Source organism: Cellulomonas sp. P4_B5_2 (genome assembly GCF_056402235.1).
Genome location: NZ_JBFUHU010000093.1, coordinates 1 through 11,857 on the forward strand (window position 1 = coordinate 1; position 11,857 = coordinate 11,857).

An 11,857-nucleotide genomic window follows, 5' to 3' on the forward strand; every position below is an offset into this window, starting at 1 on the left:
GTCGTCCCGCTGCTCGACGGGAGCGAGCTTGGCGTCCAGCGCGGCCTCGAGGCCGGCGAGCGCGTCGCCGCGCGGTGCCCTGCTCCCGCGGTCCTGCTGCGCCGGGGCGGAGTCGCCACCGAGGTCGAGCTGGGGGGCCTCGGTCCGGGGTGCGCGCGCGCTGCGCGTCGGCTCCTCGGCCACGGCGACACTCTGGTCACGGCGCGGCTCGAGCGCCTGCGGGCGCGAGCCGCCACGAGCGTCCGCGATGGCCTGGACGAGGTCGCCCTTGCGCATCTTGGACGTGCCCTTGACGCCCAGCTGCGAGGCCATGGCCTGCAGCTCGGGCAGCCGGAGCGCCGAGATGCCGGCGCTGCGGGCGGACCCACCGGAGTTGCTCACGGCGGGCTCGATGATGTCTGTCACGAAGGACCCTTCCCCTCGTCAGTGGCCGGGACCCGATGGTTCGGGGATCGGCCGACGTCCGGTCGAGGTGACCTGGACGGTGCTGGAGCCACACACGCGCTGCGTACGACGACGTCTGCGCACGGTGGGCTGGATCGTTCTCGGGTCGTCTACTCATTCTGCGGCGGCCGGTCACGTACGACGCGGGTTACCAGAGGACGAGATCCGGGGAACGTTTCGATGCTATCACTGTCGGAACCGCCGCCAGACCGAGTGAACAACCGGCGTGTACTTCACCCGTCAGACCACGCGCTGGACGGTCGCGCCGGTGCGATCCACCGGGAGCGGCAGGATCTGCCAGCCCCCCATGGCGCCGCCGAACGCGGCGCGCACGGCGTCGTCCGCGTCGGTCGTGCCGGTCCCCGTGCGCCTCGCGAGCACCAGGACGGTCGGCCCGGCTCCGGACACCACCGCGGCCACGCCATTCGCCCGGAGCACGTCGACGAGCGCGAGCGAACCGGGCATCACGGCACGCCGGTACTCCTGGTGCAGCCGGTCCTGCGTCGCGGTGAGCAGCAGGTCCGGACGCCGCCCGAGCGCCTCGACCAGCAGAGCTGCCCGCCCTGCCTGGAACGCGGCGTCGGTGTGCGGGACGGTCGCGGGCAGCACGCCCCGAGCGGCCTTGGTGGACAGGTGGTTCGGCGGGACGACCGCCAGCAGCGCGAGGTCGTCGTGGACGGCGAGATCGATCGCCCGGAACCGGTCGTCACGCCACGCGAGCGTCGCGCCGCCGAGCACCGCCGGAGCCGCGTTGTCGGGGTGCCCCTCGATCTGCGCGGCGAGGTCGATCACCACGTCGTCGGACAGGGCGTACGGCTCCGCGATCAGCCCGCGCGCGGCGACGATCCCCGCGACGACCGCCCCGGCGGACGAGCCGAGCCCCCGACCGTGCGGGATGCGGTTGTGGCAGACCAGGTGCAGGCCCGCCTGCGAGGCCCCGACGAGGTCGAGCGCGGCCCRCAGCGAGCTGACCACCAGGTGCTGCTCGTCGTCGGGCACCTGACCGGCGCCCTCCCCCGTGACCTCGACCTTGACGCCCGGTGCACCGAGCGCCCGCACCTCGAGCTCGTCGTACAGCCCGAGGGCGATGCCGAACGCGTCGAAACCGGGACCGAGGTTGGCGCTGGTCGCGGGGACGCGGACGCGGACGTGGTCCGCACCCAGGCGCATCGCGGGGCCTCAGTCCAGGCCGAGGGCGGTGGCGATGGACACCACGTCGGACGAGATGCGCACGGGGACGACGTCGCTGCCGTCCGGCGTGCGCAGCGCCCACTGCGGGTCCTTGAGGCCGTGCCCGGTGACCGTGATGACGATGCGGGCCCCGGCGGGCACGCGACCCTGCTCGCTGAGCATCAGCAGGCCCGCGACGCCGGACGCCGAGGCGGGCTCCACGAAGATGCCGACCTCCGCGGAGAGCACGCGGTGCGCGGCGAGGATCTGCTCGTCGGTGACCGCCTCGATGAGCCCGCCGGACACGTCCCGCGCCTCCTCGGCCTGCAGCCAGGACGCGGGGTTGCCGATCCGGATGGCCGTGGCGATGGTCTCGGGCTGGTCGATCGGGTGGCCCTTGACGATGGGCGCGGCGCCGGCGGCCTGGAAGCCCCACATGATCGGGGTGCGCGTGGCGACCGCGGGGTGCGCGGCACCGGCGTCGAGCCCCGCGTACTCGCGGTAGCCCTTCCAGTACGCGGTGATGTTGCCGGCGTTGCCCACAGGGAGCACGTGGATGTCGGGGGCGTCGCCGAGGGCGTCGACGATCTCGAACGCACCGGTCTTCTGGCCCTCGATGCGGTCGGGGTTCACCGAGTTCACCAGCTCGACCGGGTACGCCTCGGCGAGCTTGCGGGCGGCGATCAGGCAGTCGTCGAAGTTGCCGTCGACCTGCAGCAGCGTGGCTCCGTGGGCGATCGCCTGGCTGAGCTTGCCCATCGCGATCTTGCCGTCCGGCACCAGCACCGCGCAGACCATGCCCGCGCGGGTGGCGTAGGCCGCCGCGGACGCGGACGTGTTGCCGGTGGACGCGCACACCACGGCCTTCGCGCCACGACCGGCCGCGGCGGACATCGCCGTCGTCATGCCGCGGTCCTTGAACGACCCGGTCGGGTTCATGCCCTCGACCTTGATGAACACCTCGGCGCCCGTGCGCTGCGAGAGCGTCGGCGACGGGACGAGCGGCGTGCCGCCCTCCCCCAGCGTGATGATGCGCTCCTGGACGTGCGCGGGCAGGCGGTCGGCGTACTCGGCGATGACGCCGCGCCACTGGTGGGCCATCAGGCTCCCTCGACTCGCAGGACGGACACGACACGACGCACGACGTCGAGGCCGGCGATGGCGTCGACAGTGCTGCGCAGCGCGTGCTCGGGGGCCGCGTGCGTGGTGATCACCAGGCGCGCGAAGTCGGCCTCGGGCGTCTCGGAGGCCGGCGACTGGCGCACGGCCTCGATCGAGACGTCGTGCGAGGCGAGGACGGTGGCCACCTGCGCGAGCACGCCCGGGCGGTCGGCCACCTCGAGGCGCACCTGGTAGCGGGTGCGCGCCGCAGCGGCAGGCAGGACCGGAAGCTCGGCGTAGCGCGACTCGATCGGACCCTTGCCGCCGAGCACGCGGTGCCGGGCGACCGAGACCACGTCCCCGAGCACGGCTGACGCGGTGGGCTCCCCGCCGGCGCCGCGGCCGTAGAACATGAGCTCACCCGCGGCCTCCGCCTCGACGAAGACCGCGTTGTAGGCACCGCGCACCCCGGCGAGCGGGTGGCTGACCGGGACGAGGGCGGGGTGCACCCGCACCTGCACGCCGTCCACCCCGTCGGCGGTGCCGCGCTCCGCGATGGCCAGCAGCTTGAGCACGTAGCCGGTGCGCTCGGCCCACAGGACGTCGTCGGCCGTCAGCGACGTGATGCCCTCGCGGGACACGTCGTCGATCGAGACGCGGGTGTGGAACGCGAGCGAGGCGAGGATCGCGGCCTTCGCGGCGGCGTCGTACCCCTCGACGTCGGCGGTCGGGTCCGCCTCCGCGTAGCCGAGCGCCTGGGCCTCCTTGACCGCCTGGTCCAGGTCGAGGCCCTCGGAGGCCATCTTGTCGAGCACGTAGTTGGTGGTGCCGTTCACGATGCCGAGCACGCGCGTCACGCGGTCCCCCGCGAGCGACTCGCGCACCGGGCGGACGATCGGGATCGCCCCGGCGACCGCCGCCTCGAAGTACAGGTCCACTCCGGCCTCGTCGGCAGCCGCGTAGAGCGTGGGGCCGTCCTGCGCGAGCAGGGCCTTGTTGGCGGTCACCACGGACGCGCCGCCGGCGATGGCCCGCAGCAGCAGGCTCCGCGCGGGTTCGATGCCGCCCATGACCTCGACCACCACGTCGGCGCGCTCGACCAACGACTCCGCGTCGGCGGTCAGCAGGGCGCGGTCGACCACCGGGTCGCGCTCGACGTCGACGTCGCGCACCGCGACCCCGACCAGCTCGAGGGGCGCGCCCGCACGGGATGCCAGGTCCGACGCCTGCGTCGTGAGCAGCCGCACCACCTCCGTGCCGACGACACCGCACCCGAGGACGGCGACGCGCAGGGGCGGATGGGCGGGCACGGGCGAGGGCACGGGACGGCCTCCAGTCGGATGGGTCGAGAGCGCCCCCAGGATAGGGGTGCGTCCCGACGGGCGGGACGCCTGGTCCGACGGGTGGGCGGCTCAGCCGAGGTCGAGCGCCAGGAGGTCGTCCTCGGTCTCGCGGCGCACGATCACCCGGCTGGTCCCCTTCGACACCGCGACGACGGGCGGGCGCGGGACGTGGTTGTAGTTGGACGCCATCGACCGGCCGTACGCGCCCGTGGCCGCGACGGCGAGCAGGTCCCCGGCGCGCACGTCGGCAGGAAGCTGGACCTCGTGCACGACGATGTCGCCGCTCTCGCAGTGCTTGCCGACCACCCGCGCGAGCACGGTCTGGGTGCTCGCCCGCCGGCCGACGACCTCCGCGTGGTACCGCGCGCCGTACAGGGCGGGACGGAGGTTGTCGCTCATCCCGCCGTCGACCGACACGTAGGTGCGGGTGCGGCCGTCGTCGAGCCGGACCGGCTTGACCGTGCCGACCGTATAGAGGGTCAGTCCCGCGGGGCCGACGATCGCGCGACCCGGCTCGATGGAGAACCGCGGCAGCGCGGTGCCCAGCTCCGCGTTGGACGCCTCGACGGAGCTGGCGACGGCCTTGGCGATCCGGTCGGGGTCGAGCGCGACGTCCCCGGGCAGGTACGCGATGCCGTACCCGCCGCCGAGGTCGACCTCGTCGACCTGGATCCCGGTGCGCTCGGCCAGCCGGGCGCGCAGGGTGAGCACCGCCCGCGCCGCCACCTCGAACCCCGAGGGGTCCAGGATCTGCGAGCCGATGTGCGAGTGGATGCCCAGCAGGCGCAGCTCGGGCCGGGCGAGGACCTTCAGCAGGCCCTGCATCGCCGGGCTGTCGCCGTCGGACGACGCGATCGAGAGGCCGAACTTCTGGTCCTCGTGCGCGGTCGAGATGTACTCGTGGCCGCCGGCGTGCACCCCGGTGGTCACCCGCACCATCACCGGCGCCGGCGCTCCCCCGCGGGCGGCGACCGCGTCGGCCACCCGGTCGATCTCCACCAGCGAGTCGACGATGATCCGGCCGACCCCCGCGTCCAGCGCCCGCGCGATCTCCGCGTCCGACTTGTTGTTGCCGTGCAGCCCGATGTGCGCACCCGGGACCCTCGCACGCAGCGCGACCGCGAGCTCGCCGCCGGTCGCGGTGTCCACGCGCAGGCCCTCCTCGTGCACCCAGCGCGCGACCGCCACGGACAGGAACGCCTTGCCCGCGTAGTAGACGTCGATGCCGGCGCCGATCTCCGCGAACGCGGTCTCGAACGCGCGCCGGTAGCCGCGCGCACGCGCGCGCAGGTCCGCCTCGTCGAGGACGTAGGCCGGGGTGCCGTGCTGCGCGGCGAGCGTGCGGACACCGACGCCCCCGACCGTGACCGACCCGTCGGCCGCCCGCGCGACCCCGGTGGACCAGGGCTCGCCGGGGATGAAGGTGGTCACATCCGCTCCGGGGCGGTGACGCCGAGCAGCCCCAGACCGTTGGCCAGCACCTGGCGGGTGGCGTCGTTGAGCCACAGGCGGGTGCGGTGCACGTCGCCGACCTCCTCGTCGCCGAACGGCGCGACGCGGCGCTGGTCGTACCACTTGTGATAGCTGCCTGCGAGCTCCTCGAGGTACCGCGCGACGCGGTGCGGCTCGCGCAGCTCGGCGGCCTGCGCGACGACCCGCGGGAACTCGGCGATGCTGCCCAGCAGCACCGACTCGCTCTGGTGGTCGAGCAGCGCCGCGTCGAACCCGTCCTCGCGGCGCACCCCGGCCTCGGCGGCGTTGCGACCGACGTTGACCGTGCGCGCGTGCGCGTACTGGACGTAGAACACGGGGTTCTCGTTGGTCGCACGGGTGAGCAGGTCGAGGTCGAGGTCGATCATCGAGTCCGCAGACGAGCGCGCCAGCGCGTACCGGGCAGCGTCCACGCCGACCGCGTCGACCAGGTCGTCGATGGTGACCACGGTGCCGGCGCGCTTGCTCATCCGGACCGGGGCGCCGTTCTTCACCAGGTTGACCAGCTGGCCGATGAGGATCTCCAGGTTGACGCCCGGGGTGTCCCCGAACGCCGCGCAGATCGCCATCATGCGGCCGATGTACCCGTGGTGGTCCGCGCCGAGCATGATGACGACCCGGTCGAAGCCGCGCTCCCGCTTGTCCAGGTAGTACGCGATGTCGCCCGCGATGTACGCCGCCTCGCCGTTGGACCGGATGATCACGCGGTCGCGGTCGTCGCCGAACGTCGTGGTGCGCAGCCAGGTGGCGCCGTCCGCCTCGAAGATGTGGCCGAGCTCGCGCAGCCGGGCGATCGCGTGGTCGACGGCACCCGACTCGTGCAGCGAGTCCTCGTGGAAGTACACGTCGAACTCGACGCCGAAGCTCTCCAGCGACTGGCGGATCTCGGCGAACATGAGCTCCACGCCGCGCGCCCGGAACGCCTCGTTGGCGTCGTCCGTGGGCAGCGTGCGCGGGTCGGGCTCCCCCGCGGCGAGGGCGTCGGCCACCACCTGCTCGGCGATCTCCGTGATGTAGGCGCCGCCGTAGCCGTCCTCGGGCGCATCCTGGCCGAGGGCGCGGGCCAGCAGCGAGCGGGAGAAGCGGTCGATCTGCGCACCGTGGTCGTTGAAGTAGTACTCCCGCGTCACCGCCGCGCCGGACGCCTGCAGCACCCGCGCGAGGCTGTCGCCGACGGCCGCCCAGCGGACGCCGCCGATGTGCAGCGGGCCCGTCGGGTTGGCGGACACGAACTCGAGGTTGAGCGCGACACCGGCCAGCGTCTCGTTCTGCCCGTACTGCGTGCCCTGCGCCACGACGGACCGGGCCAGCTCGCCGGCCGCGGCCGCGTCGAGCCGGATGTTGAGGAAGCCGGGGCCGGCCACCTCGACGGCGGAGACTCCCTCGGTGTTCGTGAGTCGGCGCGCCAGCTCCTCAGCGAACGCGCGCGGGTTGGTGCCGGCCTTCTTGGCCAGCTGCATCGCCACGTTGGTGGCCCAGTCGCCGTGCTCGCGCTGCCGCGGTCGCTCGAGGTGCACCGTCGCGGGGATCGCGGCGGGGTCGAGGGCGAACGTGCCGTCGTCGACGGCGTGCACGAGGGCGGCCCGGAGGGCCTCGGAGAGCTGAGCGGGGGTCACCGGAGAAGGGTACCGAGCCGGACAGAGCCCTTATGCAGCGGGAACGGGGATCCCGCAGATCATCCGCTGGAGGTATGGCGCCGGCCGATCCCCCGGTGTTGACTGCACCGCATGCCTGGGAACGGAGCCTGACCGGATGGTGCGACGGACCGGACTCATCGACACCGCGGTGGAGGAGCTCCGCAGACGGATCGAGTCGGAGCAGTGGCCGGTCGGGGCACGGATCCCGCCCGAGCCCGCCCTCGTTGACCTCCTCGGTGTCGGCCGCAACACCGTGCGCGAGGCCGTGCAGTCGCTCGTGCACGCCGGGCTCCTCGAGCGGCGCCAGGGCTCCGGCACCTTCGTCGTCTCCCGCTACGAGCTCGCCGCCAGCATGGGCCGGCAGATCGGCGACGCCCGGCAGCGCGACGTCGTCGAGGTCCGACGAGCGCTCGAGGTGGAGGCCGCCCGCCTCGCCGCCCGGCGCCGCACCCCGACGGACGCGACCGGCCTGCTCCAGCGTCGGGACGACCGTGCGGCCGCCTACCACGCGGGCAACCTCGAGGCGATGGTCGCGACGGACCTCGACCTGCACCGCGCGATCGTCCGCGCCGCCGCCAACCCCGTCCTGGTGACCCTGTACGAGAACCTCCTCGACGCCATCGGCGAGAACATCCGGTTCAACTTCGTCACGGACACCCACGGGCACGACGCCCACGACGCCCTGGTGGAGGCCGTCGTCGCGGGCGATGACGGCAAGGCCGCCGACGAGACCACCCGCTACCTGTCCGCGCTGCTGGGCGAGTGAGCCGCGGCTGGTAGTGTCGTGCACCGCATGGACCCCCGGGTCCGGTGCCCGGCCCGCGTAGCTCAGTGGATAGAGCGTCTGCCTCCGGAGCAGAAGGTCGAAGGTTCGAGTCCTTTCGCGGGCACACATCAGTGCAGGTCAGATCGAGCACGAATCGGACGGTCACCTGCAGTCCTGCAGCGATCTTGGCGACGGAGGGCACTCCACGGTTCAGGAGCGCTCAAGCTCGCAAGGCATCGCGACGTTCTTGTGCTGCAGCGATGGCCACGTCGAGCCAGTGGGCGCCCTCGGGGTAGCCGTAGGTCATGTCCGCGGGGTCAATCGTGCGGGCGGCCCATCCGATGGCCTTGAGGTGTTCGAGGGCCGGAAGCAGGACAGGGTCGGGCATCGTGGCCGCCACGCCGATCCACAGGTCGGAGACGTCGTCGTGGGCGAGCTGCCGCAGCAGCACTGGGATCACACGGGTGTCCCCACGCTGGGCCAGTGCGTCGGCGGCTTCCGCCGCGGCTTCGCCACCAAGGTCTTGCGTCGCGACGGCGAGCAGCTCGTCGCGGATTCTGGGCGAATCGACCGTCAGCTGGTCGGTGAACGCGAAGACCGCCCAGCTGCGGGCCTCGGGGTCGTGAAATAGGCGCACGAGGGCTTCGACCCCCGGGTCCATGGGTTCAGCGTCCGCGCCGAGCAACCCGGGAAGTCCGACGGCCACCTCGTGACGGACCTCGTCGTCCTCATCCTCGGCGAAGCGCAAGAGCTCGGCCAGGGCCGCGTGCCGCAACGTGTCGGCGACGTCCGGACGCATTGCCGGCAGGGCGTGCGCAACGGCCCACACAGCACCCGCGGCCCGCCAGCGCAGCCAAGCGTCGTCCGGTTCCGAGACCCGACGAACCTGCTCGAGGATCAGCGCCGCTGCGCGGGGAGCCTCAGGGCTCGCCATGTCGCCCAGGGCACCGAGGGCGATACCTCGGACCTCAACGTCGTCGGAGGACCCCCACGACTCGGCCAGCGCCAGCACTGCCTCGACGCCTTCCGAGGCAACGAGCTCCTCGACTGCGCCGGAGAAGTAGTCCGCTCCTCGCAACCTGCTCAGGTGGTCGTCGGCCGTCGTCGTCACACGTACCAGTGTCCTCGAGAAGCGATCGACTCCACCTGCCAACGGCACGGATGCCTCAGCCCATGGACTGGATGTACCGGACGGCCGTGAACCCGCCCAGGACGGCGAGACCCAGGACACCGAGCACCGCGCCGGCCATGAGAGCCCACCCGATGCGCTCTCCCCAGGTGGGCCCGACGACCACGTGGGACGTCGCCCGCGGCTCTGGAGTCGGGAGGGGTACCGCGAGCCACAGTGCCGCGTGTTCCTGACTGCAGAAGATGACGTCGAGCCACTGCCAGTCGTCGACATGGCGTCCCGGCACTCGCGGCCGCGGCTGCTGCACTTCGAGTCCGAACCATGCCTTCGGCACTGGCGCGCCGCAGTAGTCGCACGGCGACGATTCTCCGTCTGGTCGACCAAGTGGCTCCGACATGGGCGGACGCTACCTCGCGATCGCCACTCAACTCGCCGTCAATTCGCTCGGCCTGTCCGGCACCGACGATCCACACGCGGCCTCTCCCGCTGATCTGCCAGCCCGGGCGATCGCCTTGTCCGGGGTCAGTCGCAGGCTGACGGCGGGGACGCGACGCTCGTCAGGCCTCGTCGAGCCGGGTGCGCAGCTCGTCGTCGAGCACGAGGTCGAGCGCGCCCAACGACTCGTCGAGCTGCGCGACCGAGTGGGCGCCGACGATCGGGATGACGGGCGTCGGCCCACCGAGCAGCCACGCGAGCGCGACCTGGTTCGCCGTGGCGCCGGCGTCGCGCGCGATCTCGCGCAGCACCTCGACCCGACGCCGGCTGCTCGGGTGGTCGGCGCCRCCGAACAGGGACTTGTCGTTGCGCGTGTACGCCCCTTGCTGCAGCGGCGAGTACACGGTCACGGCGAGCGGCGGGCGACCGTCGGCACCCGCGGACGCGGCGTAGTCGAGCAGGTCGCCGGACACCCAGTTGGACCGGAACGGCGTCGGGCTCGGGTACACGTAGCCGCCCTGCTGCTGGACGAGGCCGTACGGTTCGACGCCCAGGCGGGCGGCGGTCTCGCGTGCCTCGACGACGCGCCACGTCGTGACGTTGGAGATGCCCGGCACGCCGATCACCCCGTCGGCCACGAGCTTGCCGAAGGCTCCGACGGTCTCCTCCAGGGCGGTGTCGCGGTCGTCCACGTGCCCGTAGAAGACGTCGATCCGGTCGACTCCCAGGTGGCGAAGGCTCGTGGCGGCCTCGCGGTGGATGGTCTCGGCGGCCAGGCCCTGGTAGTTCGTCGGGGGTGTGCCCGACAGGGGCAGCGCCGGGTCCTTCTTGGCGGCGCCGCACTTCGTCGCGATGCGGACGCGGTCCCGCAGCCCGCGCGACGCCAGCCAGGCGCCGATCACGTCCTCGCTCTCGTGCCCGTGGCCGCCCGCGTCCCAGGCGTTGTAGTTGTTCGCGGTGTCGAGGAACGTGCCGCCGGCATCCACGAAGCGGTCGAGGACCTCGAAGGCCGTCTCGCGCGGGGTGTGCGTACCGAAGCGCATGGTGCCGAGGCACAGAACGCTGACGTCGGTGGAGGTGGGGCCGGAGCCGATGGTGCGCTGCTGCATGGTGTTCTCCTCGTGCGTTCTGGTGACAGGTTCGACGCTAGGCGCGCAGCGGACCGGGAGTACGGTCCATTCCTGTGGCAGACGACCAGACCAATCGGTGGGTCGGCGACGCGCTCGTCAGCCTCGAGGGCGGCCAGCCGGTTCATGTCGCGCTCGAGCGGGCACTGCGTGCTGCGGTGCGCGAGGGACGCCTCCGCCCGGGCGACCCGGTGCCGCCGAGCAGGGCCCTGGCCCGTGACCTGGGCGTCTCGCGCTGGGTGGTCACGCAGGCGTACGGCGGCCTCGTGGCCGAGGGCATGCTGGACGCCCGCACGGGCGCAGGCACCCGCGTCGCGTCCACCTCGTGGCCCACCCTCACGCCGACCCGAGCTCCCGACCACGCGGTCCACCCGCGGGCCGCGTACGACCTCGGGCCGGGCGTGCCGGACCTGCGCCACCTTCCGCGTGCGGCCTGGGTCTCGGCGGTGCGCACCTCGTGACGCACGGCGCGACGGAGGGCATGACGCGCCTGGCGAGATCCCTGCGCGCCGCGGGCCACGGCTCGGTGCTCGTCGAGGACCCGAGCTGGCCGCGACTGCGCGACGTCGCCGCGGCTGCCGGCCTGCACCCCGTGCCGGTGCCGGTCGACGAGGACGGGGTGGACACCGACGCGCTCGTCGAGGCGGCCGAGCGCACCGGCGCTCGCGCCGCTCTGGTGACGCCCTCCCACCAGTTCCCCGTCGGCGCCGCGCTCGCCCCGACGCGGCGTGAGGCGCTCGTGCGATGGGCCCGCTCCGTCGACGGAGTGATCGTCGAGGACGACTACGACGCCGAGTTCCGCTACGACCGCCGCCCGGTGGCGGCCCTGCGCGCGCTCGCGCCGGACCGCGTCGCCCTGGTGGGTTCGTGGAGCAAGACGCTCGCTCCAGGGCTCGGGGTGGGGTGGCTGGTCCCTCCTGACGACGTCCCCGCCGCGCGCGCGGGGCTCGACGTCGACGCGAGCGCTCCGCCGTCGCTGCACCAGCTCGCCTGCGCCGCGCTGCTCACCGACGGGGGCTACGACCGGCACCTCCGCTCGGCCCGCGCTCGGTACCGGCGCCGACGGGCGGCGCTGCTCGCCGCGCTCGAGCGATCGCTGCCGGGCCTGCCCGTGACGGGGCTCGCCGCGGGACTGCACGTCGTGCTGGGGCTGCCGCCCAGGGTCGACGAGGACCGCGTGGCCCGGCTGGCTGCGCGACGCGACGTGCGTGTGG

General features: G+C 73.2%; 12 protein-coding genes and 1 tRNA gene. 4 read left to right on the forward strand and 9 right to left on the reverse strand.

Annotation, left to right across the window (positions count from 1 at the left end; translation table 11 throughout):
• The 6 genes from AC1DUQ_RS08585 to argS all read right to left on the reverse strand — a co-directional run.
• Window positions 1-405 (reverse strand): Rho termination factor N-terminal domain-containing protein (locus tag AC1DUQ_RS08585; RefSeq protein ID WP_477073654.1); only part of this gene is annotated, 405 nt, incomplete at its 3' end.
• 279 nt (window positions 406-684) lie between these two features.
• On the reverse strand, window positions 685-1,614 hold the full coding sequence (thrB, locus tag AC1DUQ_RS08590; protein ID WP_477073655.1) for a homoserine kinase: 930 nt from the start codon (window positions 1,612-1,614) through the stop codon (window positions 685-687).
• Between the two features lie 9 nt (window positions 1,615-1,623).
• On the reverse strand, window positions 1,624-2,715 hold the full coding sequence (gene thrC, locus AC1DUQ_RS08595) for a threonine synthase (RefSeq protein ID WP_477060382.1): 1,092 nt from the start codon (window positions 2,713-2,715) through the stop codon (window positions 1,624-1,626).
• Complete coding sequence (locus tag AC1DUQ_RS08600; RefSeq protein ID WP_477060381.1) at window positions 2,715-4,037, reverse strand: homoserine dehydrogenase; 1,323 nt, start codon at window positions 4,035-4,037, stop codon at window positions 2,715-2,717. The genes thrC and AC1DUQ_RS08600 overlap by 1 nt, the downstream gene beginning before the upstream one ends.
• Before the next feature lie 90 nt (window positions 4,038-4,127).
• A complete protein-coding gene (lysA, locus tag AC1DUQ_RS08605; protein WP_477060380.1) occupies window positions 4,128-5,489 on the reverse strand; it encodes a diaminopimelate decarboxylase in 1,362 nt (453 codons plus the stop codon).
• The gene (gene argS, locus AC1DUQ_RS08610; RefSeq protein WP_477060379.1) at window positions 5,486-7,165 is read right to left on the reverse strand and encodes an arginine--tRNA ligase; all 1,680 of its coding nucleotides are present in this window, start codon (window positions 7,163-7,165) and stop codon (window positions 5,486-5,488) included. The genes lysA and argS overlap by 4 nt, the downstream gene beginning before the upstream one ends.
• A gap of 136 nt (window positions 7,166-7,301) precedes the next feature.
• On the opposite strand from argS, the gene AC1DUQ_RS08615 reads away from it, so the two are divergent.
• On the forward strand, window positions 7,302-7,952 hold the full coding sequence (locus AC1DUQ_RS08615; RefSeq protein ID WP_477060378.1) for a FadR/GntR family transcriptional regulator: 651 nt from the start codon (window positions 7,302-7,304) through the stop codon (window positions 7,950-7,952).
• Window positions 7,953-8,003: 51 nt separating this feature from the next.
• Window positions 8,004-8,076: transfer RNA gene (locus AC1DUQ_RS08620), tRNA-Arg, on the forward strand.
• A 96-nt stretch (window positions 8,077-8,172) separates the two neighbouring features.
• Here AC1DUQ_RS08620 and AC1DUQ_RS08625 read toward each other — a convergent pair.
• From AC1DUQ_RS08625 to AC1DUQ_RS08635, 3 genes are all read right to left on the reverse strand, one after another.
• Window positions 8,173-9,063 (reverse strand): hypothetical protein, encoded by an 891-nt coding sequence (locus tag AC1DUQ_RS08625; protein WP_477060377.1) that lies wholly within the window; start codon window positions 9,061-9,063, stop codon window positions 8,173-8,175.
• Window positions 9,064-9,118: 55 nt separating this feature from the next.
• The gene (locus tag AC1DUQ_RS08630; RefSeq protein WP_477060376.1) at window positions 9,119-9,247 is read right to left on the reverse strand and encodes a hypothetical protein; all 129 of its coding nucleotides are present in this window, start codon (window positions 9,245-9,247) and stop codon (window positions 9,119-9,121) included.
• A 391-nt stretch (window positions 9,248-9,638) separates the two neighbouring features.
• Entirely contained in the window at window positions 9,639-10,625 is a 987-nt protein-coding gene (locus AC1DUQ_RS08635) for an aldo/keto reductase (protein WP_477060375.1), read from the reverse strand.
• 74 nt (window positions 10,626-10,699) lie between these two features.
• On the opposite strand from AC1DUQ_RS08635, the gene AC1DUQ_RS08640 reads away from it, so the two are divergent.
• Complete coding sequence (locus AC1DUQ_RS08640) at window positions 10,700-11,104, forward strand: GntR family transcriptional regulator (RefSeq protein ID WP_477073656.1); 405 nt, start codon at window positions 10,700-10,702, stop codon at window positions 11,102-11,104.
• A 20-nt stretch (window positions 11,105-11,124) separates the two neighbouring features.
• Window positions 11,125-11,857: aminotransferase-like domain-containing protein (locus AC1DUQ_RS08645; protein ID WP_477073657.1), on the forward strand; the 733-nt coding region annotated here is incomplete at its 3' end.